This is a genomic window from Streptomyces sp. NPDC041796, from assembly GCF_055590785.1.
This window is the reverse complement of the sequence record NZ_JBVJAH010000004.1, coordinates 80379-105919: the sequence shown is the minus strand read 5'-3', so window position 1 is coordinate 105919 and position 25541 is coordinate 80379. Positions and strand designations below refer to the sequence as shown.

The following is a 25541-nucleotide window of genomic DNA, read 5'->3' as shown; positions in this document are numbered from 1 at the left end:
CTGGCAAGATCGAGAACGGGAAGCACGACACTTGGCCGAACGGAACTCCGGCGTCGCACCCCGTGCGAGCCCCCGCTGATCACGTACCAAGACCGTACCAACGGGGTCCGACAACGCGGTCCGTCTGGACACTCCGGCCAGCCCGGACCGACAATCACGTCTGTGACGTCCGCTTTCGAGTACTCCACGTTCCCCGCTCGGCTCTCCGACGCCGAACGGGACCGTGCGCTGGGGCTGCTGAGGGAAGGCGCCGCGCAGGGCAAGCTGTCGCACGACACGTTCCTGCGGCGCATGGAACTGGCCCTGGTCGCCCGCCGTCCCGACGAGCTGGCGGCACTCACCGCCGACCTGCGCACCGAAGGGCGCTGGTCGAAGCGGCTGTTCGGCGCGGTCGAACGGATGTCCGCCTTCAACGTCCGGCTGCGCCGGGCCTGGCAGGCCGAGCGGCTGCCGAAGCTGCTGCTGCCGGAGCCCGGACCGTACCCCTTGCGCATAGGGCGGGACCCGGCCAACGGGCTGCGGCTCAGCCATGAGACCGTCTCCCGCCTGCACGCCGAACTGAGCCTCCAGGACGGGCTGTGGGTGCTGCGCGACCTCGGCTCCACCAACGGCACCGCCGTCAACGGACAGCGGGTCACCGGCTCGGTGGTCGTCCAGGCCGGTGACATGGTGGCCTTCGGCCGGATGGGCTTCCGGCTCTCCGCCCGCTGACCGGACCTCCGGCTCACCCGTTCCCGACCGGGCGGCGGCTCAGCAGCGCCACCGGCCGCGCCGAGAACAGCTCCGCGAGCGGCACCGGTCCACCGCCCCGGAACTCGCGCCCCGCGTCCACGGAGTCGAACCACCGCCCCTCCGGCAGCGTCAGAGAGGTGTCGCCCCAGCCGCCGCCCTCCGCGAGCCGCAGCGAGAGCCGGGTGACCGCCGTGACCGTCTCGCCCGAGCGGCAGAACGCCACGCAGTGGTCCGCCGCCGGGCCGCTCGCCGCCAGCGGCCGGTACGTCCCCGATGCGCCGAACACCTCGGGGAAGCTCCGCCGAAGGCGCAGCGCCGCGCGCGTGACGGCCGTCTTCTCGTCCGGGGGGCCCTGCCGGAACGGGCGCCGGTTGTCCGGGTCGACCAGCGCCAGGTACACCCGCTCGGTCTCCTGGTACAGGTCCGGAACGCCCGGCATGGTGAGGTGCAGCAGCGCCGCGCCCAGCGTGTTCGCCCGTACGTACGGCTCCAGCTCGCGCGCCAGCAGGGAGACCGTGTACAGCGCCCGGCCCGCGGGGCCCGCCTCCACGAAGTCCAGCACCGCCTGTTCGTACGCCGGGTCCGGCTCCGTCCAGCTCGTGTGCAGCCCCGCCTCCCGTACCGCCTTCAGCACCGCGGGCCCCAGCCGGTCGCCGTGACCGAAGCCCACCGCCGTCTGCCACGCCGCCCACGCCACCTGGCCGTCCGGCGCGGGCGTTCCGGCCACGTCGTCCAGCAGCTTCGCCCACCGCTGCGGGCACTCCGACAGCACCGCGATCCGGGCCCGCACGTCGGCGCTGCGCTTGGTGTCGTGCGTGGACAGCACCGTCCCGGTGGCCGGCCAGTCCCGGGCCAGCCGTTCGCAGTAGGCGTGGAACTCCGCCGGAGTGACCGCCGGCCTGCCCGGTTCCCCGCCCACCTCGTTCGCCGAGACCAGGGGCGTGTACCGGTAGAACGCCGTGTCCTCCACCGACTTGGCCCGCAGCGCCGACGAGGTCTGCGCGAACCGCGTCCTGAACGCCCGCTGCTCCGGCCCGTCCCCGAGCCGGCCCAGCGCCAGGTCCCGGACCACATCGACGGCCGTCGCCTCCTCCGGCACCGTGAACGTGGCCTTCGCCTCCCCGGCCGCCTCCGCCGTCAGGACGTCCTCCGCTCCCGTCCCGTACGGGCGGTAGACGGGAACCCGGATCAGCAGCTCCCGGACGGCGGCGCGCAGCGCCCAGGGGGCGTGGTCGCGCAGGTCCGGGTCGGCGGCGCAGACGGCCGCCGCCGTCCGGGTCAGGTGGGCGACCTCCGCGGCCAGCGCGTGCGTCACCACCTTGTACGCGGCCCGGCGCGCCGTGGCCTCCCAGTGCCCGCCCCGGTCCGCGGCCGGGTTGGCGAACCGCCGGTACTGCCCGGCCAGTTCCGCCGCACCCGCCTCGTCCACGAACAGCCCGTCGACCCGCCGCAGCGCGTCGTAGCCGGTGGTGCCCGCGACCGGCCACCGCGCGGGCAGCCGTTCCTCGCCGGTGAGGATCTTCTCGACGACGATCCAGCAGTCCCCGCCCGTGACCCGCTCCAGCTCCCTCAGGTACGCCTCGGGGTCCGCGAGCCCGTCCGGGTGGTCGATCCGCAGACCCTCGACCACCCCGTCCCGCACCAGCTCCACGATCTTGGCGTGGGTGGCCTCGAACACCTCGGGGTCCTCGACCCGTACCCCGATGAGGTCCGAGATGGTGAAGAACCTGCGGTAGTTCAGCTCCGTGCGGGCGAGGCGCCACCACCCCAGCCGGTACCACTGGGCGTCCAGCAGCTCCGGAAGCGGCAGGTGCTCCGTGCCGGGCCGCAGCGGGAACTCCTGCTCGCCGTGGCGCAGGGTCCCGCCCTCGACCCGCATGCCGGCCAGCTCGTCACCGATCCGGCCCCCCAGCACCGGCAGCAGCACCTTCCCGCCGCCCGCCGCCCAGTCGATGTCGAACCAGCGGGCGTACGGGGACGAGGGCCCGTCCCGCAACACCTCCCACAGCGCCCGGTTGTGGCGCGGGGCCGCGGCCATGTGGTTCGGCACGAGGTCCACCACCAGACCGAGGCCGTGCGCCCGGGCGGTACGCGCGAGGGCCCGCAGGCCCGCCTCGCCGCCCAGCTCCTCGCGCACCCGGCCGTGGTCGGTGACGTCGTACCCGTGCGTGGAGCCGGGGACCGCCTCCAGGACCGGCGACAGATGCAGGTGCGAGACCCCGAGCGAGGCGAGGTACGGCACCGCTTCCCCCGCGGCCGAGAAGGGGAAGTCCGGCTGGATCTGGAGCCGGTAGGTCGAGTTGGGCGTCATGCGAACGTACGTACCCGCTTGGGCGGCTTCTGTGTCATCGGGTGATGCGATTTACGCCCGACGCCACGTTCCGTCCGGTCCGTCCGGTCTTGGTTCGGGTTCCGCGGCCCGTCTCTCCACGGGCCGCGGAACCCGTCCCGTCCCAGGCGCCCCCTCGGGCCCGTCCCTAGGCGGGGCGCCGGAGGACCGTCAGGCTGCGGCCGATCAGGGTGAGACGGTCGCCCGCGGCGACCTTCGCGCCCTGCCCCGGCTCGACGCCCTCGGGGACGGCCGTGTCCACCACCACCTGCCACTGGCGGCCGTGATTGACCGGCACCACGAATTCGAGGTCCTCGGCGCTCGCGTTGAACATCAGCAGGAACGAGTCGTCCGCGATCCGCTCCCCGCGCGGCCCCGGCTCCGAGATCGCACTGCCGTTCAGGAACACCGACAGGGCCTTGGCATGGGCCGCCTGCCAGTCCCGCGCGGTCATCTCCTCACCCTCAGGAGTGAACCAGTTGATGTCGGAGAGCTCGTCGTGCGTGCCCTCGACCGGCCGCCCGTGGAAGAACCGCCGCCGCCGGAAGACCGGGTGGTCGCGCCGCAGCCAGACCATCGAACGGGTGAACTCCAGCAGCGACCGGGCCTCCTCGGAGTCCTCGTCCGGCCAGTGCACCCACGCGACCTCGTTGTCCTGGCAGTACGCGTTGTTGTTGCCGCCCTGCGTACGCCCGAACTCGTCGCCGTGGCTCAGCATCGGCACGCCCTGCGACAGCATCAGGGTGGCGATGAAGTTGCGCATCTGGCGCAGCCGCAGCTCCATGACCCGCTCGTCGTCCGTGTCGCCCTCGGCGCCGCAGTTCCAGGAGCGGTTGTGGCTCTCGCCGTCCCGGTTGCCCTCACCGTTCTCCTCGTTGTGCTTGTCGTTGTACGAGACCAGATCGCGCAGCGTGAAGCCGTCGTGGCAGGTCACGAAGTTGACCGAGGCGAGCGGACGCCGCCCGTCGTCCTGGTAGAGGTCCGACGAACCGGTCAGCCGCGACGCGAACTCGGCGAGTGTGCGCGGCTCGCCCCGCCACAGGTCCCGCACCGTGTCGCGGTACTTGCCGTTCCACTCGGTCCACAGCGGCGGGAAGTTGCCCACCTGGTACCCGCCCTCGCCGACGTCCCAGGGCTCGGCGATCAGCTTGACCTGGCTGACCACCGGGTCCTGCTGGACCAGGTCGAAGAACGACGACAGCCGGTCCACCTCGTGGAACTGGCGCGCCAGCGTCGCCGCGAGGTCGAAACGGAACCCGTCGACGTGCATCTCCGTCACCCAGTACCGCAGCGAGTCCATGATCAGCTGGAGCACGTGCGGCGACCGCATCAGCAGCGAGTTACCGGTGCCCGTGGTGTCCATGTAGTACCGGGGGTTGTTCTCGACGAGCCGGTAGTAGGAGGTGTTGTCCAGGCCCCGGAAGGAGAACGTCGGGCCCAGGTGGTTGCCCTCGGCCGTGTGGTTGTAGACCACGTCCAGGATGACCTCGATGCCCGCCTGGTGCAGTGCGCGCACCGCCGACTTGAACTCCAGGACCTGCTGGCCCCTGTCGCCCCAGGAGGCGTACGCGTTGTGCGGGGCGAAGAACCCGATGGTGTTGTAGCCCCAGTAGTTCGCCAGCCCCGAGTCCACCAGCCGGTGGTCGTTGACGAACTGGTGCACCGGCATCAATTCGAGCGCCGTGACCCCGAGTTCGGTCAGGTGCTCGATCACGGCGGGGTGGGCGAGCCCCGCGTACGTGCCACGCAGCTCCTCCGGCAGGGCCGGATGGAGCATCGTCAGACCCTTCACATGGGCTTCGTAGATCACCGTCCGGTGGTAGTCGGTACGCGGCGGGCGGTCGTCACCCCAGTCGAAGTACGGGTTGACGACGACGGACGTCATCGTGTGCGGCGCCGAGTCGAGGTCGTTGCGGGAGTCCGGTCTGCCGAAGTGGTAGCCGTACACCGCCTCGCCCCAGTCGATGGCGCCGGCGACCGCCCGCGCGTAGGGATCGAGCAGCAGCTTCGCGGAGTTGCAGCGCTGTCCTCGCTCCGGCGCGTACGGTCCGTGGACCCGGAACCCGTACCGCTGGCCCGGCATCACACCGGGCAGGTACGCGTGCCGTACGAACGCGTCGGTCTCGCGCAGTTCCACGGCGGTCTCGGAACCGTCGTCGTGGAGCAGACACAGCTCGATTCGGTCGGCGGCCTCCGAGAAGACCGCGAAGTTGGTTCCGGCGCCGTCGTACGTGGCGCCGAGGGGATACGCCTGTCCCGGCCAGACCTGCATAGATAAGACTCTTCCACTTCTGATCCGGCTGATGGGGGTCACTTGAGCCAGAATCCTCCCCGAAAGTGGTGCGACCTCCTAGGACTTCGGCCGGTCCTACCGGGTGACCGGGGGGCGCACCGGGCGCAGTGGCCGGAAATCGCCCCCGGAGGCCGATTCGTCCGATCAGCACACCGGTGGAGGGTGGTGGGGCGCCGTCCGGTTGCCCGGGTCAACGTGGCGTTCCCGGGCGTCGCCCGTGCGGCGGCGGGCCCGCCGGGCGGCCGGTCCCGGCTCCCCCGCCGCGGCGCCGAGTCCGGCCCGGTGGCCCGACCATTATGAATCCGCTCACTTGGGATCGCCGGTGCGAGCGGAACCGGCCGAAGAATCATGGCGGTTGGGGAAACCGGCCCGGGCATCGGGCTGCACCGCCTCCCGCTCCCGGAGTACCCTTCCTTGATCGTTGGAGACGGGCGTCCAGGAGCAGAAGGCGGTGCGCGGGTGAGCTCGGGAGGGCTGGAGCTGCCCCCAGGTGACTCAGGTCATGAGGGGGACTCCACTGACCCCGCTGATGTCCCGCCCGGCGCGGTCTCACTCGCCCGGCCGATGGAGATCGGTGCGGAACTGGACTGGGGCGCGGAGGCCTGGAGCGAGGTACGGACCCGCGCCCAGCGCGCGGGCCGCGCCTATATCTGGCTGAATCTGGTCGAACAGCGACTGCGTGCCGTGGTGGCCGCCGTCCTGCGGCCCGTCTACGAGCCGGTCCACGGCGACGACTGGGTGGTGGCGGCCGCGGGGCCCGCCGGCCAGGAGTGGGTGCAGCGGGCCGTGGCCGTACGCGAGGTCTCCCGTCGCAAGGGCTACCTCCTGGACCCCGCCGACGACAATGTGCTCAGCTTCCTCACGCTGCCCCAGCTGCGCGAGCTGATGGTGCAGCACTGGCCCTGCTTCGAGCCGTACTTCGACGACCGGCGCGAGGTGGAGCTCGCCCTCGACGAGCTGGAGGTCACCCGGAACGTGGTCTCCCGCAACCGTGCGCTGTCACGCACGGTGCTGGACCAGTCCGAGCGGGCCTCCGCGCGGCTGCTGGAGATCCTGGGGGGCGGCGCGGGCGTGCCCTCGGCGCACCGGCTGCCCGTCGACGCGGTGGAGGACCTGGTCGGGGACCGGTACGCGGACGTCGTCTCCGTCCATCCCGACCGGGTGCGGCTGCAGCGGCAGCTGCCCGCCGAGGACCTGTTCGGCGGGGCGCGGCGCCTCGACGCGATCGGCATAGGCCTGAACCTCCTCGTGCAGAACTTCTCCGGGCGGCGGCTGGTGCGGCTCGCCGAGTCCGGCTGCCGGATACGCCTGCTGTTCCTGAACCCGGCGAGCAGCGCCGTGAAACGGCGCGAAAGGGAACTTGGGATCAAAAAGGGCGAATTGAGCCGGTCGGTGGAGATGAACATCCTCCACATGCGGCGCGTGCGCTCGAGGCTGCGCGACCCGGGCGCCTTCCAGATCCAGGTCTTCGACGAGACGCCGCGCTTCACCGCGTACCTCGTCGACGGCGACGGGCCGGACGGGGTGGGCGTCGTCCAGTCCTATCTGCGCCGGGCGCGCGGCATGGAGGCGCCGGTGCTGGTGCTGCGCGGCGGGAGACGACCGGTCGTCACGTCGGGGACGGAGAACGACCACGGCCTGTTCGAGACCTACCGGGAGGAGTTCGAGTCGGTCTGGGCCGACTCCCGTCCGGTCTCGTGAGAGCAGGATCCGAGCGGCGTTGTCAGTGGTGCGTGGGAGGGTGAAGACCCACAGGGGGAGTGCACCGCTTGGGGGGCGCACCACAGCATCGCGAGGAGGAGCAGCATGGGCTGGCACGGGGAGACGCTCGTCGGCTTCGATCTGGAGACGACGGGCACGGAGCCGCTCGAAGCGCGCATCGTGACGGCCGCGGTCGTGGAGGTGCGGGGCGGGGAGACGGTGGTACGCCGCGACTGGCTGGCCGACCCGGGCATCAGGATCCCCGCCCAGGCCTCGGCGATCCACGGCATCAGCAATGAGCGGGCCATGGCGGAGGGCCGCCCCGTCCGCGAGGTCGCCGACGAGCTCGCCGACACCCTCGTCGGGTACTGGACCCGCGGAGTGCCCGTCGTGGCGTACAACGCGGCTTTCGATCTGACCCTGCTCACCGCCGAGTTGCGGCGGCACCGACTGCCGGACCTGAGCGAGCGGCTGGGCGGCGCGCCGATCGGCCCGGTCGTCGACCCCTACACCATCGACCGCGCCGTCGACCGGTACCGCCGCGGGAAGCGGAACCTGGAGGCGGTCTGCGCCGAGTACGGCGTGGTGCTCGACGGCGCCCACCAGGCGGCCGCCGACGCGCTGGCGGCCGTCCTGGTGGCCCGCGCCATAGCGGAGCGGCACGCCTCGGTGGCGGCGCTGACCCCGGTGGAGCTGCACCAGCGGCAGGTGGTGTGGTACGCGCAGTGGGCGGCGGACTTCCAGAGCTTCCTGCGCCGCAAGGGCACCCCGGACGCCGTCATAGACCCTGCCTGGCCCCTGCGCCGGCTCGCCCCGGCGGCCACTCCGGCGGGCTGACCTCCCGGCCTTCGCCGCTTGGGCGCCTCCGACCGGCCGGAGGGCACCGCGGCGTTCGGCCGGCTCCACCCGCACGACGATCCTCACCGTCGGGCGGCGGAGTTCATGGAGTCAGAACGGGTACCACCGGACCTCCGCGTCACCGTCCCGCAGCGACGCCACCCGGCGGCGGAACTCGGCCAGGGCATTCGGGTTGGACGGCGCGTGCTGGGCCACCCAGGCACAGCTCGCGGTCTCCCGGGCGCCCCGCAGCACCCCGCAGCCTTCCCAGTCGCGCACGTCCCACCCGTACGCCTCGGTGAACGCGTCATAGGCCGCCGGGTCCAGGCCGTAGCGGTCCCGGGACAAGGCGAGGACCACCAGGTCGTGCTCGCGCAGGTCCGCCGAGAAGGTCTCCAGATCGACGAGCACCGGCCCGTCGGGACCGACGTGCACATTGCGGGGCAGCGCGTCCCCGTGGACCGTGCCGGGTGCCAGGCGTGGCGTGAGGGCGGCCGCCGCCTCGGCGAACCCGTCGCGGCGCTCGCGCAGGAACGCCGCGTCCGCCGGGTCGATCGCGTCTCCGGCGAGCCGCAGCCAGCGTTCCACCCCGCCCAGCAGGTCGCGGGACGGCAGGGGGAAGGGAGGCTCCGGGAGCGTGTGGACGCGGCGCAGCAGCGGGGCGAGGTCGCGGGGTTCCGGCGGGCGTACGGCGGCGGGCAGCCGGTGCCAGACCGTCACCGGATGGCCCTCCACCAGCCGGGGCGTGGGCTCGGCGGCCCGTACGGCGGGTACGCCGGTCTCCTCCAGCCAGGAGGCCACGGCCACCTCCCGCTCGGCCCGCTCCAGCAGCTCCGCGTCCCGGCCGACCTTCACCACCAGGTCGCCGACGGCGAAGACGGCGTTCTCGCCCAGGGCCAGCAGGACCGCAGCCCCGCCCGGCGCGCCCTGCCCCGCCCCGTGCCCCGGCCCGCCCTCCAGCCCGGCGGCGGTCAGGACCTCCCGCGCCCGCGCCTCGTCCATCGCGTCCGTCCCTCCCGTACCCGTGCCCATCCGTACGAGTCTCGCATCCGCGCAGGTTGCCTTGACGAACCGACAGCCCGTCAGGACGATGACGCCAGGCCGGCCCGACTTCACAAAGGGGACTGTCCGTGACACTGGTGACCGCGACGAAGCGGCCCGGCGGCAGAGCCGGAGGACCGGCACGCAGGTCGGCACGACGGCCGGGACACCGGCCGACGGATCGCGGGGCCTGGTTCCTCGTCCTGCCCGCGCTGATCCCCATCCTGCTGCTCAGCGTCGGCCCGCTGCTGTACGGCATCGCCCTGGCCTTCACCGACGCCCAGTCCGGACGCACCCGGGCCACCCAGTGGGTCGGCACGCTCAACTTCCAGGACCTGCTCCACGACACGCTGTTCTGGGAGTCGTTCCGGATCGGTCTGCTCTGGGCGGTCGGCGTCACCGTCCCCCAGTTCCTCCTGGCCCTCGGTCTCGCCCTGCTGCTCAACGAGAACCTCCGCCTGCGCTGGCTCGCGCGGGCGCTGGCGATCATTCCGTGGGCGATGCCCGAGGTGGTCGTCGGCATCATGTGGCGGCTCGTCTACAGCCCCGACGCCGGCATCCTCAACGAGACCGTCCGGGACCTCGGTCTCGGAGACGGACGCGACTGGCTGACCGGCCTGGCCACCGCGCTGCCCGCCGTGATCCTCGTCGGCATCTGGGCCGGTATGCCGCAGACGACCGTCGCCCTCCTCGCCGGGCTCCAGAACACCCCGCGGGAGCTCCACGAGGCCGCCGCCCTCGACGGCGCCGGGGCGTGGCGCCGGTTCCGTACCGTCACCTGGCCCGCCCTCAAGCCCGTCGCCCTCGCCATCACGGCGCTCAACCTGATCTGGAACTTCAACTCCTTCGCCCTGGTGTACGTGCTCACCAGCGGCGGACCCGGCGGCCGCACCCGCCTGCCGATGCTCTTCGCGTACGAAGAGGCCTTCCGGTACGGACAGTTCGGGTACGCCGCGGCCATGGGGTGCGTCATGGTCGCCGTCGTCTCCGTGCTCCTCGCCGTCCACCTGGTGAGCCGGCTGAAGGGGGAAGAATGAGCAGCCTGCGCACCCGGGGCCCGGCGCGGGCCGGCCAGTACCTCGCGCTCCTCGTGTACCTGGCCTTCCTCGCCCTGCCCTTCCTGTGGCTGATCTCCACCGCCTTCAAACCGGCCCGTGAGCTCGGCTCCCTGCACCCCACCTGGATCCCCGAGGAGCCCACCCTCGCCAACTTCCGGCAGGCCTTCGACGAACAGCCCCTGCTGCAGGCCGCCGCCAACAGCCTGATCGCGGCGCTGGGCGCCGCCCTGATCGCCGTCGCCCTCGCCACGCCCATGGCCTATGTGATGGCCCGGCACCGCGGCCGGCTCTCGGCCGCCGCCACCGGCTGGGTCGTGGTCAGCCAGGCGTTCCCCTTCGTCCTGGTGATCATCCCGCTCTTCCTGGTCCTGAAGAACCTGCACCTGATCAACACCCTCTCCGGCCTGATCCTGGTGTACGTCGTGTGGTCGCTGCCGTTCGCGCTGTGGATGCTGACCGGCTACGTACGGGCCGTGCCGGCGGAGCTGGAGGAGGCCGCCGCCGTCGACGGGGCCGGAAGGCTCCGTACGCTCGTCTCGGTCACCGCGCCCCTGCTCGCCCCGGGCATCGTCGCGACCGCGCTGTTCGCGTTCGTCACCGCGTGGAACGAGTTCTTCTTCGCGCTCGTCCTGCTCAAGACCCCGGAGAAGCAGACCCTGCCGGTCGTCCTCACCCACTTCCTGGGCGCGGAGGGCGTCGCCGACCTCGGCCCGCTCGCCGCCGCCGCGTTCCTCGCCACCCTGCCCTCACTCGTCGTCTTCGCGATCATCCAGAAGCGGATCACGGGCGGCATGCTGGCCGGGGCGGTGAAGTCCTGATGCGCGCACGTGTGGCCGGAGTCCTCGCCGTCGTCCTCGCGCTGGTGCTGGCCGGCTGCGCCGGCGACGGAGGTGGGCGCGGCCCCGGCGGTACCGTGCTCCGGTTCCAGTCCCTGGCCTGGCAGAAGGAGTCCGTCGACGTCAACAAGGAACTGGTCGCGGAGTGGAACGCCGCGCACCCCGACGTCCGGGTCGAGTACGTCCAGGGAAGCTGGGACAGCGTCCACGACCAGCTCCTCACCTCCTTCGAGGGCGGCGAGGCGCCCGACATCATCCATGACGCCTCCGACGACCTCGCCGACTTCGCGTACGGCGGTTACCTCGCCGATCTGCGCCCGCTGCTGCCCGCCCGGCTCAGGGCGGACATCCCGGAGGAGAGCTGGGGGACGGCCACCTTCGGAGAGGGGATCTACGGCGTCCCGTTCCTCCAGGAACCGCGCGTCATCATGGCGAACAAGAAGATCCTGGAGGCGTCGGGGGTGCGGATCCCGACCCCCGAACGGCCCTGGACGTGGCCGGAGTTCCGGCAGGTCACCAAGGACCTGACGGCCACGATGGGGGAGGGGAAGTACGCCGTCGCCTGGCCGCTGAAGGAGCCCGTCTCCGTCTCCCTGAACCTGGGCCTGTCCGCGGGCGGGCGGCTCTTCCACCGCGACGACGACGGCAGGGCCGAGGTCCGGTTCACGGACGGCGACGCGGTGATGCCCGGTACCGTCCACGCCCAGGTCACCACCGACCGCAGCGCGCCGCGCACCACGCTCGGCATGGGCGGCTCCGACACGCTCCCCGGATTCTTCGGCGGCAAGTACGCCATGGTCCCGCTCGGGTTCTCCTACCGCCAGCAGATCGTGCAGCAGGCGCCGCGGGGGTTCGAGTGGATGGTGCTGCCCGCGCCCGCGGGCGACGGCGGCCTGGCGCAGGGCGTGAGCCCGCAGACACTGTCGATCGCCGAGGACAGCCCGCACAAGCGGGAAGCCGCCCGGTTCATCGACTTCCTCCTCCAGCCGCCCAACATGGTGCGCCTCGCACGCGGCGACTGGATGCTGCCGACCGGCAGGCAGGCGCTGAAGGACCCGTCGCTGCGGACGGCGAAGGACGGCTGGGCGACCGGCGCCGCGCTGGCCGACGACCTCCGGCCGGCCCCGGCCCAGTCGGTGCGCGGCTACCCGGAGTGGAAGGACAAGGTCGCCACCCCCGCCTTCCAGGAGTACTACAGCGGTGCCATCGACGCCGACGAGCTGGAAAGACGCCTGGTCGAGGACGGCAACCTGGTCCTGGCCCGCTACCAGCGCTGACACTTCGCCCTGCACGGGCGCACCGGTGACCACGATCGCCACCCGGTGAGGCCGCCGCGTACCGGAGGCTGGTCGAGTCGCTGATCGGCCTGACATATCAGTTGCACGAGACGTCTCGTCTCGTTAATGTCAGGGCATGACCTCACCCGAGCGTGCCCACATCGCCATGTTCTCCATCGCCGCCCACGGGCACGTCAACCCGAGCATCGAAGTGATCCGGGAGCTCGTCGCCCGGGGGTACCGGGTCAGCTACGCGATCCCCGCCTCCTTCGCCGACAAGGTCGCCGCGACCGGCGCGGAGCCCGTGATCTACACCTCGACCCTGCCGACGGACGAGGACCCGGAGGCGTGGGGGACCGAGCTGATCGACAACATCGAGCCGTTCCTGAACGACGCCGTCCAGGCGCTGCCCCAGCTCGCGGCGGCCTTCGAGGGTGACGAGCCGGACCTCGTCCTCCATGACATCACCGCCTACCCGGCGCCGGTCCTCGCACAGCGCTGGGGCGTCCCGGCCGTCTCGCTGTGGCCGAACCTCGTCCCCTGGGAGGGGTACGAGGAAGAGGTCGCCGAGCCGATGTTCGCCGACCTCAAGGCGTCCGGGCGCGGCAGGGCGTACTACGCACGCTTCGAGGCGTGGCTCGCCGGGAACGGCGTCGACACCCACCCCGACCGGCTCGTCTCCCGGCCGCGCAAGGCTGTCGTCCTCATCCCCAAGGTCCTGCAGCCGAACGCCGACCGGGTCGACGAGTCCGTCTTCACCTTCGTCGGCGCCTGCCAGGGCGACCGCGCCGACCAGGGGAAGTGGCGGCGGCCGGACGGTGCGGAGAAGGTCCTGCTCGTCTCGCTCGGATCGGCGTTCACCAAGCAGCCGGACTTCTACCGCCGTTGCGTCGAGGCCTTCGGCGGCCTGCCCGGCTGGCACGTCGTCCTCCAGATCGGCACATACGTCGAGCCCGTCGAACTCGGCGAGCTGCCCGCCAACGTGGAAGTGCACGACTGGGTGCCGCAGTTGGCGATCCTCCGTCAGGCGGACGCGTTCATCACCCATGCGGGCGCGGGCGGCAGCCAGGAGGGGCTCGCCACCGGTACGCCGATGGTCGCCGTCCCGCAGGCCGTCGACCAGTTCGGCAACGCCGACATGCTGGCCTCGCTCGGCGTCGCCCGTCACCTCCCGATGGCCGACGCCACGGCCGACACCCTGAGGGCGGCCGTCCTGGAACTGGTCGACGACCCCGAAGTGGCCCGGCGCGCCGAGGAGATCCGGCTCGGCATGGCGGCCGAGGGCGGTACGAAGCGGGCGGCGGACATCATTGAGGCGGAGCTTCCGTTTGCGGATCGCGTGTAATGCTCCCCTTCATCCGCCGCAAAACGTCACGTGGTATGGTCATTTGGGCCATGCCACGCCGTGTTGCCGTGAAGCTTCCCTCCTGAGTGATTTGTTATTAAGAAAGTTTGTTGAGTAAGTCACAGGTATGTGAAGGCCTTGATCTGCGCGCATCAATCGACCAGGGTTTCGAACAGCCCCCGGAAGAATTGCCGTCCGGAGGCGAACCCCCCACACAATTGATGACGAGGAGTCCCCTCTTCATGGCAACTCTCAAGCGCGCAGCAGGAGTTCGACTCGCCGCCGCCACAGCCGTCGTCGTCGGCCTCACCGCCTTCGGCACGGCCCACGCGGGCACCGCGCCCGCTCCCGCACCCGCTGAAGGAACGGTCTACGGCCTCGGAGCCGAAGGCGCCGTCTCCGGCAGCTACATCGTCCTGCTGGACGAGAAGGCGGACAAGACCGAGCTCGCCGAGGAATACGGCGGCACGCTCCGGCGCAGCTACACCTCGGCCGTCAACGGCTTCTCCGCCAGCGGCCTTTCCGAGACCGAGGCCAAGCGCCTGGCGGCCGACCCGGCCGTCGCCAAGGTCGTCCAGAACAAGAAGTTCAGCATCACCGCCACCCAGGACAACCCGCCGTCCTGGGGCCTCGACCGCGTCGACCAGGCCGACACCGCCGGCGACAGCAAGTACACCTATCCCGACAACGCGGGCGAGGGCGTCACCGCGTACGTCATCGACACCGGCGTACGCATCGGGCACAAGGACTTCGAGGGCCGGGCCGTCTCCGGGTTCGACGCCGTCGACAACGACAACGACGCGAGCGACGGCAACGGCCACGGCACCCACGTCGCCGGCACCATCGCCGGTGCCGCGCACGGTGTCGCCAAGAAGGCGAAGATCGTCGCCGTCCGCGTGCTCGACGACAACGGCTCCGGCACCACCGAGCAGGTCGTCGCGGGCATCGACTGGGTCACCAAGAACCACCAGGGCCCCTCCGTCGCCAACATGAGCCTGGGCGGCGGCGCCGACCCGGCCCTCGACGAGGCCGTCAAGAAGGCCATCGCCTCCGGCGTCACCTTCGGTGTCGCCGCCGGCAACGAATCCTCCGACGCCGGACAGGGCTCCCCGTCCCGCGTCCCGGAGGCCATCACCGTGGCCTCCTCCACCAAGGACGACCAGCAGTCCGACTTCTCCAACTACGGCTCGGTCGTGGACATCTACGCGCCCGGCTCGGACATCACCTCGGCGTGGAACGACAGCGACGAGGGCACCAAGACCATATCCGGCACGTCCATGGCCACCCCCCACGTCGTCGGCGCCGCCGCCGTCTACCTGGCGGGCCACAAGGACGCCACGCCGGAGCAGGTCGCCAAGGCCCTCACCGACGGTGCCACGGCCGACAAGATCTCCAACCCCACCCAGGGCACGGCGAACAAGCTGCTGAAGGTCGTCGAATAACCGGCCACGCCCCTCGACCGGCGGCCGCCGTGCCCTCCCCCACGGGGCACGGCGGCCGTCCTATTGTGTGACCATGACGACGAGGTACGCCGCCCTGCTGCGCGGAATCAATGTCAGCGGTCACAAGAAAGTCCCGATGGCGCAGCTCCGCACGCTGCTGACCGAACTCGGGCACAGCGACGTACAGACCCATCTGCAGAGCGGCAACGCCGCCTTCACCAGCGCGTCCGGCGCCGACGAGGACGCCCTGGCCGCCGAGCTCGAGGCGGCGATCGAGAAGCACTTCGGATTCGGCGTCGACTGCCTGGTCCGCAGCGGACCGTACCTCCGCGCCGTCGCCGACGCGTGCCCGTTCCCGGCGGCGGAGCTGGAGGCCAAGCAGCTCCACGTCACGTACCTCTCCACGACCGTCACGGCGGACCGGTTCGCCGGCCTCGACCAGGCGGCGTTCCTCCCGGAGGAGTTCCGGCTCGGCGACCGTGCCCTGTACCTGTACGCCCCGGAGGGGCTGGGCCGCTCCAAGCTCGCGGAGGCACTCTCACGCCCCGCCCTCCTCAAGGGCATCACCGCCACCACCCGCAACTGGAACACCGTCGTCAAGCTGGTGGAGCTCACCCGTGACTGAGCGCACCCCCGCGGCCACCCCGGCGGTCGCCGCCGCCATCGAGGGCGAACTGCGGCTGCTGGACCCGGCCGTCCGCACCACGCCCGCGCTCTTCGAGGCACTGCTGCACCCCGACTTCCACGAGTTCGGCGCGTCCGGCCGCCGCTGGGACCGGGCCTCCGTGGTCGCCGCCGTCACGTCCAAGTCCGACGACGCCATGCCACCCCGGCCCCAGACCACCTCGCACATGCGCGGCACGCAGCTGGCCGAGGACGTCGTCCACCTGACCTTCGACACCGACTCGGGCGGACGCCGCGTACACCGCAGCTCGCTCTGGCGCCGCACCGAGCGGGGCTGGCTGCTCTACTTCCACCAGGGCACCCCGTTCCGCCCGGAACAGGACGGCCCCTAGGCGGCGGCCACCCGCTGCCGCTCGCTGCGTGCCTCGTCGTACCGCGCCAGCAGCAGCCGCGCCAGCTCCGGTGACGGCCCCAGTACGTCCGCGAGGACGTCGGCGTCGGCGGCGCCCTCCGCGATGCGGTCCGGCAGGCGTCCCGGCGCGATGACGTACGGGGCGACCGCCACGCGGCGCACCCCGTCCCGCCGGAGGGCCCGCACCGCGTCCTCGGTGCGGGGAAGAGATGCGGAGGCGAACGCAGGTCGCACGGCGCACCAACCGGTGTGCCGCAGCTCCCGCGCCATTTCAGCGATCACTGCGATCGCCTCCGGGTCCGTGGAGCCCGCCGAGGCCAGGACGACCCCGGTCGAGCGCTTGTCGGCGGGCGTGAGCCCCGCCTCGTACAGCCGCCGCTCCACCGCCGCGATCAGCAGCGGCGAGGGGCCGAGGACCGGCGCCTGCCGGATCCGCAGGGAGGGCGGGGCCTGCCGCAGGACGGCCGGGATGTCGGCCTTGGCGTGGAAGGCGCGGGTCAGCAGCAGCGGCAGGGCCACCACATCGCGCACGCCCTCCGCGGCGAGCCGTTCCAGGACGGCCGCCACCGACGGCACGTTGAAGTCCAGGAACGCCGTCTCCACCCGTACGCCGGGGCGCAGGCAGCCAGCACGCCGCACCAGGGCGTGCACGGCCGCGGCGTGCCGCGGGTCGCGGCTGCCGTGGGCGATGACGACGAGGACGGGCGCGAAGCTCTTCCTCGCGAGGGTGGTGGTGGGCGACGGGAGGGCAGGACGAGTCATGGCGGAACGCTCAGCTCTTGACGAGGAGACCGCGGCGGCGCAGCACCGCCCGCTCCAACGGGCTGAAGATCAGCAGGTCGATGGCGATGCCGACGATCAGGATGAGCAGGATCGCCAGGAAGATGCCGGGCATGTCGATGTTGTTGCGGCCGTTCTCCAGCAGCTGACCGAGGCCCAGACCCAGCTCGGGCGAGGACGCGATGATCTCGGCGGCCATCAGAGAACGCCACGAGAACGCCCAGCCCTGCTTCAGGCCCGCCAGGTACCCCGGCAGCGCGGCGGGCATGACCACGTGCCAGGCCCCCCGCAGACCGGTCGCGCCGAGCGTCCGGCCGGCCCGCAGGAACAGCGGCGGCACCTGGTCCACCCCGGACACCAGGCCGTTGGCGATCGACGGCACGGCGCCCAGCAGGATCACCGCGTACATCATCGAGTCGTTGAGGCCCAGCCACAGCACCGCCGGCGCCACCCAGGCCACCGACGGCAGCGACTGCAGACCCGAAAGGATCGGGCCGATCGCCGCCCGGACGAACCGCACCCTGGCCACCAGCAGGCCCAGCGGCGTACCGATGGCCAGCGCCATCACGAAGCCGAGCAGCGCCCGGGACACACTGGTCCACAGCACGTCCAGCAGCGTGCCCTCCAGCCACATGGTGGACAGGCTGTCCCACACGGCGGCCGGCGGCGGGAGCTTGTACTCGTCGGTGACCTTCGCCCAGACCAGGACCTGCCACACCACCAGCACCAGCGCGACGGCGACCAGCGGCGGCAGGACCTTGCGGACCAGCACCTCCCGCACGGACGTCCGGCGCACCTGCACCGCGTCCAGCGCGTCCAGCCCCGCCTCGAGTCCGGCCAGGTCGTCCGTCTTGGCGACGGCCTCGGTCGTCGTATCAGTGCTGGCCATGACGGCGGATCTCCCCACGCAGTTCTTCGGTGATCTCGACGGACAGCTCCGCCACCGCGGCGTCCTCGATACGGCGCGGCTGAGGGATGTCGATGTCCCACTGGCGGGCGATCCGCCCCGGCCGGGAGGACAGCAGCACCACGCGCTCGGCCAGCCGCACCGCCTCGCGCACGTTGTGCGTGACGAACAGCACCGACAGCTTCGTCTCGCGCCAGATGCGCGTCAGCTCGTCGTGCAGCACGTCACGGGTGATCGCGTCGAGCGCCGCGAACGGCTCGTCCATCAGCAGCAGGTCACTGTCCTGGGCCAGCGCCCGCGCCAGGGCCACGCGCTGGCGCATACCACCGGACAGCTCGTGCACCCGCTTGCCGTACGCGCCGCTGAGCCGGACCAGCTCCAGCAGCCGCTCAGCCTCGCCGCGCCGCTCGTTCTTCGGCACGCCGCGCAGCCGCAGCGCCAGCTCGATGTTCTTCCCGGCCGTCAGCCACGGGAACAGCGCGTGCTCCTGGAACATCAGCGCCGGCCGGCCGCCGGGGGTCTCGATGGACCCCGCGGTCGGCCGGTCGAGTCCCGCCACGAGGTTCAGCAGCGTGGACTTGCCACACCCCGACGCCCCCAGGAGGGTGACGAACTCGCCCGGGGCGACATCGAGCGAGATGTCGTCGAGCACGAGCTGCTGTCCGGTCGGTCCGGCGAAGGACTTCGAGACGTGCTCGATCCGGGCCGCGTGGCTCACCGCGACGCGGTCCTCGGCCTTGGCGAAGGTCGTGGCCATGGTCGTCACCTCCTGGGTACGGGAACGGGGCTGCTGCGCGGGTTACTTGACGCCGAGACCGGCGTCGGCGACCTCGGGCCTGCCCTCGGCCTTGAGGACCTTGTTGAGCGGCTTCAGGTCGTAGATGCCCTTCAGGTCCGGCTTCTCCAGAAGGCCGGCGGCCACCGCGTGGTCGGCCTGTGCCTGCAGCGTCGCGGCCAGCGGGTCGTCGGTGAACCGGATCGACGGCCACGCCGGGTCGATGACCTTGTCACCCAGCGCCTTGCCGGTGAGCGCCTTGAGCTTGGCGTTGGCGGAGTCCTTCGCCTTGTCCGGGTTGGCGTTGATCCACGCGTTGGTCTTCACCGAACCGCGCAGCACCGCCTCCACGACGTCCGGGTGCTCCGCGAGGAACTTCTGCGACACGATGATGTTCGTGATCACGAACTTCTTGTCCGGCCACAGGGACGACTCGTCGAGGAGTACCTTGGCGCCCTCGGTGACCAGCTTGGACGCCGTCGGCTCCGGAACCCACGCGCCGTCGATCGAACCGGACTTGTAGGCGTCCGGGGCGATCTTGTTCTCGGTGCGGACCACGGAGACGTCGCCCTTGCCGCTCTCGGCGTCGACCTTCCAGCCCCGCTCCTTGATCCAGTTGAGGAACGCGACGTCCTGCGTGTTGCCGTGCTGCGGGGTGGCGATCTTCTTGCCCTTGAGGTCGTCCAGGGTCTTGATCTTGTCGGGGTTCACGACCAGCTTCACGCCGCCGGACGCGGAGCCGCCGATGATCCGCAGGTTCTTGCCCTTGGACTTGACGTAGCCGTTGATCGCGGGGGAGGGGCCGATGAAGCCGATGTCGATCGACTCGGCGTTGAGCGCCTCGATCTCGGAGGGGCCGGCGTTGAAGGTCGACACCTTCAGCTCGGTGCCGCCCAGCTCCTTCTGGATGATGCCTTCCTGGTCGCCCACCAGGGCGGTGGCGTGGGTGAGGTTGGGGAAGTACCCGAGCCTCACCTGGTCGGCGGAGAGCTTCTCGCCCTCGGCCGCCACCTTCTTCTCGTCCTTGGGGGCCTTGGAGCCGTAGCCGCAGGAGGCGAGCGCGCCGATCAGCAGCGGCAGGGCCGCGGCGGCGGCAAGGGAACGGCGCACGGTGGTACGGGAGGCAGGCACGGAGGTGTTTCCCCTCGGTCAGGGTTTTCGGAATCTTCGTCGGTGATGCGCGTGGCGCGGGTACGGCTCGGGAAGGGCGCACGGCATGTGCGCGGCCGTCAGCCGGCACATCGCGCCACACCCCCGGTCCCCGCGCCGAGGGCGCCGCTGCCGACCCGGCCGCCCTCCTTCGCGAAGGTCGCGTAGACGTCGGTCATCATCAGAAGTCCCAGCCCTCGTCGTCCTGCTCGGTCGGGAGGGCCTTGGCGGAGGCGAACGACTCGCCCGCCATACCGGCCGCCAGTGTGGTGCCGTCGGCCGGGTCGATCAGCAGGAACGAACCGGTGCGGCGCGAATCGGCGTACGTGTCGAGCGCCAGCGGCTCGGCGGTGCGCACCACCACACGGCCGATGTCGTTGGCCACCAGCTGCCCGGGCGCCGGGTGCTGGGACAGGTCGTCCAGCGTCAGCCGGGACGGGATGTCCTTGACGATCGCCTTGACCGTGCGGGTGGTGTGCTTCAGCAGCACCCGCTGGCCCACCGCCAGCGGCTGGTCCGCCACGTGGCACACCGTCGCCACGACGTCCTGGGTGGTCGCCGGGGCGTCACCGGCCGGGGCGATCAGGTCGCCGCGCGAGATGTCGATGTCGTCGGCCAGCCGGATCGTCACCGACTGCGGCGCCCAGGCGATGTCCACGCTCTCGCCGAGCGCGTCGATCGCCGTGATGGTGCTGGTGCGCCCGGACGGCAGCACGGTGACCGTCTCGCCGACGCGGAAGGCACCGGCCGCGATCTGACCCGCGTACCCCCGGTAGTCCGGGTGCTCGGCGGTCTGCGGGCGGATCACGTACTGCACCGGGAACCGGGCGTGGCAGGCGGTCAGGTCGTGGCTGACCGGGACGGTCTCCAGGTGCTCCAGGACCGTCGGGCCGCCGTACCAGTCCATGTTGGCGGACGGCTCCACCACGTTGTCGCCGGCCAGCGCCGAGATGGGGATCGCGGTGATCTCCGGGACGCCCAGCTCCGAGGCGTACGTGGTGAACTCCTCGGCGATCGCCGCGAAGACCGGCTCCGCGTAGTCGACGAGGTCCATCTTGTTGACGGCCAGCACCACGTGCGGCACGCGCAGCAGCGCGGCCACCGCGGCGTGCCGGCGGGTCTGCTCGACCACGCCGTTGCGGGCGTCGACCAGCACCACGGCCAGCTCGGCGGTGGAGGCGCCGGTGACCATGTTGCGGGTGTACTGCACATGGCCGGGCGTGTCGGCGAGGATGAACCGGCGGCGCGGCGTGGCGAAGTAGCGGTAGGCGACGTCGATGGTGATGCCCTGCTCCCGCTCGGCCCGCAGGCCGTCGGTGAGCAGCGCCAGGTCGGGGGCGTCCTGGCCACGGCTCAGGGACGCCGCCTCGACGGCCTCGAGCTGGTCGGCCAGGACCGACTTGGAGTCGTGCAGCAGCCGGCCCACCAGGGTGGACTTTCCGTCGTCGACGGACCCGGCGGTCGCGAAACGCAGCAGGGTGGTGGCCGACAGGTCGGCGAGCTGCTCGCTCGTGGTGCTCATGTCTAGAAGTACCCTTCGCGCTTGCGGTCTTCCATCGCGGCCTCGGACAGCTTGTCGTCGGCGCGGGTGGCGCCCCGCTCGGTGAGGCGGGAGGCGGCGATCTCGGCGATCACGGCCTGGAGCGTGGTGGCGTCGGAGTCGACGGCGCCGGTGCAGGACATGTCGCCGACCGTCCGGTAGCGGATCAGCCGCTTCTCCACCGGCTCGGTGTCCTTCGGGCCGCCCCACTCGCCGGCCGTCAGCCACATGCCGTTGCGGGAGAACACCTCACGCTCGTGCGCGAAGTAGATCTGCGGCAGCTCGATGCCCTCGCGCTCGATGTACTGCCACACGTCCAGCTCGGTCCAGTTCGACAGCGGGAACACCCGCACGTGCTCACCGGGCGCGTGCCGGCCGTTGTACAGCTGCCACAGCTCGGGCCGCTGACGGCGCGGGTCCCACTGCGAGAACTCGTCCCGCAGCGAGAACACCCGCTCCTTCGCCCGAGCCTTCTCCTCGTCGCGACGCCCGCCGCCGAACACGGCGTCGAAGCGGTGCTGCTGGATGGCCTCGGTCAGCGGCACGGTCTGCAACGGGTTGCGGGTGCCGTCGGGGCGCTCCTTGAGGACACCGCGGTCGATGTAGTCCTGTACGGAGGCGACGTGCAGCCGCAGCCCGTGCTTCTCGACCGTACGGTCGCGGTACTCGATGACCTCGGGGAAGTTGTGCCCGGTGTCGACGTGCAGCAGCGTGAACGGGATCGCGGCGGGCGCGAACGCCTTCAACGCCAGGTGCAGCATCACGATCGAGTCCTTGCCGCCGGAGAACAGGATCACCGGCCGCTCGAACTCACCCGCCACCTCGCGGAAGATGTGCACCGCCTCGGACTCGAGGGAGTCCAGGTGCGACAGCGCGAACGGGCTGTCGGTGTCGTGGATGTCGGTGACGGTCGTGGTCACAGCAGTCCCCTCTCGGTCAGCAGGGCGTGGACCGCCGCGGCGGACTCCTGCACGGTCTGGTCCTGGGACTCGATCCGCAGGTCCGGAGTCTCCGGTTCCTCGTACGGGTCGTCGACGCCGGTCAGCCCGCTGATCTCGCCCGCGGCCTGCTTGGCGTACAGCCCCTTCACATCCCGTACGGAGCACACCTCCACCGGAGTGGCGACGTGCACCTCGACGTACGGAGTGCCTTCCTGCTGGTGGCGCTTGCGCACGGCCTCGCGGCTGTCCGCGTACGGGGCGATGACCGGCACCAGGACGTGCACGCCGTTCGACGCCAGCAGCTCGGCGACGAAGCCGATCCGCTGCACGTTGGTGTGCCGGTCCTCACGGGTGAAACCGAGGCCCGCCGAGAGGAACTCGCGGATCTCGTCGCCGTCGAGGACCTCGACCCGGCGGCCCTCGGCACGCAGCCGGCCCGCCAGTTCGTAGGCGATCGTGGTCTTGCCGGCGCTCGGCAGCCCGGTGAGCCAGATGGTGGCCCCAGTCACGTTCTCTTCTCCCACAGTCGTCATCAGCCGTGCAGCCCGCACTCGGTCTTCGCCCGGCCCGCCCAGCGGCCGGCCCGTGCGTCCTCGCCCTCCAGCACGCGGCGCGTGCAGGGCGCGCAGCCGACGGAGGCGTAGCCGTCCATCAGCAGCGGGTTGGTCAGGACGCCGTGCTCGGCGAGGTACGCGTCGACGTCGTCCTGCGTCCAGCGGGCGATCGGCGAGATCTTGACCTTCTGCCGCTTCTCGTCCCAGCCCACGACCGGGGTGTTCGCCCGGGTCGGGGACTCGTCGCGGCGCAGCCCGGTCGCCCACGCGTCGTACCCGGTCAGGCCCTCCTCGAGGGGCTTGACCTTGCGCAGCGCGCAGCACAGGTCCGGGTTGCGGTCGTGCAGCTTCGGGCCGTACTCGGCGTCCTGCTCGGCGACCGTCTGCCGCGGGGTCAGCGTGATGACGTTGACGTCCATCACCGCGTCGACCGCGTCACGGGTCCCGATCGTCTCGGGGAAGTGGTAGCCGGTGTCGAGGAAGACGACGTCCACGCCCGGCATGACCCGGGAGGCGAGGTGGGCGACGACCGCGTCCTCCATGGAGGAGGTGACGCAGAAGCGCGGGCCGAAGGTGTCGGCCGCCCACTTCAGGATCTCCAGGGGCGAGGCCTCCTCGAGGTCCCGGCCCGCCTGCTCGGCGAGCGCCTTGACCTGTTCCTTGCTCTGAACCGCCGTCATGTCGTTTCCCCTCCACCGTCGTTGCGCCGAAGCCCCCGGGCCAGCAGCCCGAGGAACTTCAACTGGAAGGCTCGGTTGCACGCCGCGCATTCCCAGGCGCCGTGACCCTGCTCGCTGGGACGCAGGTCCTCGTCGCCGCAGTACGGGCAGAAGAACGGCGCCGCACGCTCGCTCATGCCGTGCCCCTCGCTTCGTCCGCCGCGCTCACGACAGCGCCTCCTCCGACGCGCGCGCCGCCCAGGTGGCGAAGCGCTCGCCGTCCTCGCGCTCCGCCTGGAAGCGACCGAGGACCCGCTCGATGTAGTCGGGCAGCTCGGCGGAGGTGACCTTCAGGCCCCGCACCTTGCGGCCGAAACCGGCCTCCAGGCCGAGCGCGCCGCCCAGGTGGACCTGGTAGCCCTCCACCTGGTTGCCCTCGTCGTCGAGGACCAGCTGACCCTTGAGACCGATGTCCGCCACCTGGATACGCGCACAGGCGTTGGGGCAGCCGTTGATGTTGATGGTGATCGGCTCGTCGAAGTCCGGGATGCGGCGCTCCAGCTCGTCGATCAGCGACGCGCCACGCGCCTTGGTCTCGACGATCGCCAGCTTGCAGAACTCAATGCCGGTGCAGGCCATCGTGCCGCGCCGGAACGGCGACGGCTTGACCTGGAGGTCCAGCGCCTCCAGCCCCGCGACCAGCGACTCGACCTGCGCCTCTTCGACGTCGAGGACGAGCATCTTCTGCTCGGCGGTGGTCCGCAGCCGGCCGGAACCGTGCGCCTGCGCCACCTCGGCGATCTTGGTCAGGGTGGCGCCGTCGACGCGGCCGACGCGCGGCGCGAAGCCGACGTAGTAGCGGCCGTCCTTCTGCCGGTGCACGCCCACGTGGTCACGCCACTGCTGTACGGGCTGCTCGGGCGCCGGGCCGTCGACCAGTTCGCGCTTGAGGTACTCCTCCTCCAGCACCTTGCGGAACTTCTCCGGGCCCCAGTCGGCGACCAGGAACTTCAGACGGGCGCGGTTGCGCAGCCGGCGGTAGCCGTAGTCGCGGAAGATCGAGATGACGCCCTCGTAGACGTCCGGGACCTCGTCCAGCGGGACCCACGCGCCGAGCCGCACACCGATCTTCGGGTTGGTGGACAGGCCGCCGCCGACCCAGAGGTCGAAGCCGGGGCCGTGCTCGGGGTGGTTCACACCGACGAAGGCGATGTCGTTGATCTCGTGCGCCACGTCCAGCAGCGGGGAACCGGAGATCGCCGACTTGAACTTGCGGGGCAGGTTGGAGAAGTCCTTGTTGCCGATGATCCGCCGCTGGATCTCGTCGATGGCGGGGGTGCCGTCGATGATCTCGTCCTCGGCGATCCCGGCCACCGGGGAACCGAGGATGACACGCGGGGTGTCACCGCACGCCTCGGTCGTGGACAGGCCCACGGCTTCGAGACGGTTCCAGATCTCGGGCACGTCCTCGATCCGGATCCAGTGGTACTGCACGTTCTGCCGGTCCGTGATGTCGGCGGTCCCGCGCGCGAACTCCTGGGAGATCTCCCCGATGACCCGGAGCTGCTCGGTGGTCAGCCGGCCGCCGTCGATGCGGACGCGCAGCATGAAGTACTCGTCGTCCAGCTCCTCCGGCTCCAGGATCGCGGTCTTGCCGCCGTCGATCCCCGGCTTGCGCTGGGTGTAGAGGCCCCACCAGCGCATCCGGCCCCGCAGGTCGTTGGGGTCGATGGAGTCGAAGCCGGCCTTGGAGTAGATCGTCTCAATGCGTGTCCGCACATTGAGACCGTCGTCGTCCTTCTTGAACTGCTCGTTGCCGTTGAGGGGCGTGAAGTGGCCCACGGCCCACTGGCCTTCGCCACGGTGACGCCCGGTCTTGCGACGGGCGGTGGCGGAGGAGGGCTTTTCAGGGGTGGCGGCCATGACGATACGTCCTTCGGGACTGCAGGAGGGCGGCTCTGACCTGCACACTCGCGCGCTGAGCAGGAGGTGGCGCGGCGGTGCGCTGGGGGTTCAGAAGTTCGGGGATCGCGGTGGTGCTGGTCTGATCAGCTCACCGGACAGATGGCGCTGGACATGCGGCCGAGGTCGACGTGCCGCCGACTCACCAAGGCAATTCCAGCTCGAGACATGACGGAAGCGTGCCATGGGACTTTGGACCCAGTCCAGGTTCGTCCGCGATATGGACATAGGTGTCTCGCATCGTGGGCATGTGTGGCGTGGGTCACGCGGGCCGTGATGGCCCCGGTGCCGACCGGCGGCGGACCACGGTGCCAACCGGCCGCGGGTCGTGATGGGCCCCGGGTGCC

At 71.2% G+C, this 25541-nt stretch carries 23 protein-coding genes and 1 pseudogene; 10 read left to right on the top strand and 14 right to left on the bottom strand.

From position 1 onward, the window contains the following. Positions 1-162: 162 nt before the first annotated feature. Positions 163-711 (top strand): DUF1707 and FHA domain-containing protein, encoded by a 549-nt coding sequence (locus ACZ6C1_RS09080; RefSeq protein WP_469239255.1) that lies wholly within the window; start codon positions 163-165, stop codon positions 709-711. Between the two features lie 13 nt (positions 712-724). Here the strand turns inward: ACZ6C1_RS09080 and treY are convergent, their stop codons facing one another. Both treY and glgX read right to left on the bottom strand, forming a co-directional pair. Continuing rightward, positions 725-3043 carry a malto-oligosyltrehalose synthase gene (treY, locus tag ACZ6C1_RS09075; RefSeq protein ID WP_469239253.1) on the bottom strand — a complete coding sequence of 773 codons (2319 nt, stop codon included), beginning with the start codon at positions 3041-3043 and terminating at the stop codon, positions 725-727. 166 nt (positions 3044-3209) lie between these two features. Further along, a complete protein-coding gene (glgX, locus tag ACZ6C1_RS09070; RefSeq protein ID WP_469239251.1) occupies positions 3210-5333 on the bottom strand; it encodes a glycogen debranching protein GlgX in 2124 nt (707 codons plus the stop codon). A gap of 480 nt (positions 5334-5813) precedes the next feature. Between glgX and ACZ6C1_RS09065 the strand changes: the two genes are divergently transcribed. Further along, positions 5814-7055, top strand: coding sequence for an SAV2148 family HEPN domain-containing protein (locus ACZ6C1_RS09065; RefSeq protein WP_469239250.1), 1242 nt, complete (start codon positions 5814-5816; stop codon positions 7053-7055). Positions 7056-7160: 105 nt separating this feature from the next. Beyond that, entirely contained in the window at positions 7161-7892 is a 732-nt protein-coding gene (locus tag ACZ6C1_RS09060; RefSeq protein ID WP_469239248.1) for an exonuclease domain-containing protein, read from the top strand. 111 nt (positions 7893-8003) lie between these two features. On the opposite strand, the gene ACZ6C1_RS09055 is transcribed toward ACZ6C1_RS09060, so the two are convergent. After that, positions 8004-8894: a phosphotransferase enzyme family protein gene (locus tag ACZ6C1_RS09055; protein ID WP_469239862.1), complete on the bottom strand. Its 891-nt coding sequence runs from the start codon at positions 8892-8894 to the stop codon at positions 8004-8006. Positions 8895-9022: 128 nt separating this feature from the next. Here ACZ6C1_RS09055 and ACZ6C1_RS09050 point away from each other — a divergent pair, with 128 nt between their 5' ends. The 7 genes and pseudogenes from ACZ6C1_RS09050 (at position 9023) to ACZ6C1_RS09020 (ending at position 15907) form a co-directional block, all read left to right on the top strand. Continuing rightward, positions 9023-9970: a carbohydrate ABC transporter permease gene (locus ACZ6C1_RS09050; protein ID WP_469239246.1), complete on the top strand. Its 948-nt coding sequence runs from the start codon at positions 9023-9025 to the stop codon at positions 9968-9970. Continuing rightward, positions 9967-10809, top strand: coding sequence for a carbohydrate ABC transporter permease (locus ACZ6C1_RS09045; protein WP_469239244.1), 843 nt, complete (start codon positions 9967-9969; stop codon positions 10807-10809). Before ACZ6C1_RS09050 ends, ACZ6C1_RS09045 begins: the two co-directional genes overlap by 4 nt. Continuing rightward, on the top strand, positions 10809-12104 hold the full coding sequence (locus ACZ6C1_RS09040; protein ID WP_469239243.1) for an ABC transporter substrate-binding protein: 1296 nt from the start codon (positions 10809-10811) through the stop codon (positions 12102-12104). Before ACZ6C1_RS09045 ends, ACZ6C1_RS09040 begins: the two co-directional genes overlap by 1 nt. A gap of 89 nt (positions 12105-12193) precedes the next feature. Continuing rightward, positions 12194-13449: pseudogene (gene mgt, locus ACZ6C1_RS09035) on the top strand (macrolide-inactivating glycosyltransferase). A 242-nt stretch (positions 13450-13691) separates the two neighbouring features. Next, positions 13692-14891 carry a S8 family peptidase gene (locus tag ACZ6C1_RS09030; RefSeq protein ID WP_469239241.1) on the top strand — a complete coding sequence of 400 codons (1200 nt, stop codon included), beginning with the start codon at positions 13692-13694 and terminating at the stop codon, positions 14889-14891. A gap of 73 nt (positions 14892-14964) precedes the next feature. Next, the gene (locus ACZ6C1_RS09025; protein ID WP_469239239.1) at positions 14965-15516 is read left to right on the top strand and encodes a DUF1697 domain-containing protein; all 552 of its coding nucleotides are present in this window, start codon (positions 14965-14967) and stop codon (positions 15514-15516) included. Next, positions 15509-15907, top strand: a complete 399-nt coding sequence (locus tag ACZ6C1_RS09020) for a nuclear transport factor 2 family protein (RefSeq protein WP_469239237.1) — start codon at positions 15509-15511, stop codon at positions 15905-15907. Before ACZ6C1_RS09025 ends, ACZ6C1_RS09020 begins: the two co-directional genes overlap by 8 nt. Here ACZ6C1_RS09020 and ACZ6C1_RS09015 read toward each other — a convergent pair. From ACZ6C1_RS09015 to ACZ6C1_RS08965, 11 genes are all read right to left on the bottom strand, one after another. Then, positions 15904-16689: a sirohydrochlorin chelatase gene (locus tag ACZ6C1_RS09015; protein ID WP_469239235.1), complete on the bottom strand. Its 786-nt coding sequence runs from the start codon at positions 16687-16689 to the stop codon at positions 15904-15906. The genes ACZ6C1_RS09020 and ACZ6C1_RS09015 overlap by 4 nt on opposite strands. Positions 16690-16699: 10 nt before the next feature. Further along, positions 16700-17596, bottom strand: a complete 897-nt coding sequence (locus ACZ6C1_RS09010) for an ABC transporter permease (protein ID WP_469239234.1) — start codon at positions 17594-17596, stop codon at positions 16700-16702. Continuing rightward, positions 17583-18371 carry an ABC transporter ATP-binding protein gene (locus tag ACZ6C1_RS09005; RefSeq protein ID WP_469239233.1) on the bottom strand — a complete coding sequence of 263 codons (789 nt, stop codon included), beginning with the start codon at positions 18369-18371 and terminating at the stop codon, positions 17583-17585. The genes ACZ6C1_RS09010 and ACZ6C1_RS09005 overlap by 14 nt, the downstream gene beginning before the upstream one ends. Before the next feature lie 42 nt (positions 18372-18413). Continuing rightward, positions 18414-19520 carry an aliphatic sulfonate ABC transporter substrate-binding protein gene (locus ACZ6C1_RS09000; RefSeq protein WP_469239232.1) on the bottom strand — a complete coding sequence of 369 codons (1107 nt, stop codon included), beginning with the start codon at positions 19518-19520 and terminating at the stop codon, positions 18414-18416. Between the two features lie 199 nt (positions 19521-19719). Continuing rightward, positions 19720-21060: a sulfate adenylyltransferase subunit 1 gene (locus ACZ6C1_RS08995; RefSeq protein WP_469239230.1), complete on the bottom strand. Its 1341-nt coding sequence runs from the start codon at positions 21058-21060 to the stop codon at positions 19720-19722. A 2-nt stretch (positions 21061-21062) separates the two neighbouring features. After that, on the bottom strand, positions 21063-21998 hold the full coding sequence (cysD, locus tag ACZ6C1_RS08990) for a sulfate adenylyltransferase subunit CysD (RefSeq protein ID WP_469239228.1): 936 nt from the start codon (positions 21996-21998) through the stop codon (positions 21063-21065). Next, entirely contained in the window at positions 21995-22552 is a 558-nt protein-coding gene (gene cysC, locus ACZ6C1_RS08985) for an adenylyl-sulfate kinase (protein ID WP_469239226.1), read from the bottom strand. The genes cysD and cysC overlap by 4 nt, the downstream gene beginning before the upstream one ends. Next, positions 22552-23253, bottom strand: coding sequence for a phosphoadenylyl-sulfate reductase (locus ACZ6C1_RS08980; RefSeq protein ID WP_469239224.1), 702 nt, complete (start codon positions 23251-23253; stop codon positions 22552-22554). The genes cysC and ACZ6C1_RS08980 overlap by 1 nt, the downstream gene beginning before the upstream one ends. Next, positions 23250-23429 (bottom strand): hypothetical protein, encoded by a 180-nt coding sequence (locus ACZ6C1_RS08975; protein WP_469239222.1) that lies wholly within the window; start codon positions 23427-23429, stop codon positions 23250-23252. The genes ACZ6C1_RS08980 and ACZ6C1_RS08975 overlap by 4 nt, the downstream gene beginning before the upstream one ends. A 28-nt stretch (positions 23430-23457) precedes the next feature. Beyond that, complete coding sequence (locus ACZ6C1_RS08970) at positions 23458-25155, bottom strand: nitrite/sulfite reductase (RefSeq protein WP_469239220.1); 1698 nt, start codon at positions 25153-25155, stop codon at positions 23458-23460. A gap of 125 nt (positions 25156-25280) precedes the next feature. Continuing rightward, positions 25281-25364: a putative leader peptide gene (locus ACZ6C1_RS08965; protein WP_312846103.1), complete on the bottom strand. Its 84-nt coding sequence runs from the start codon at positions 25362-25364 to the stop codon at positions 25281-25283. Positions 25365-25541 lie beyond the last annotated feature (177 nt).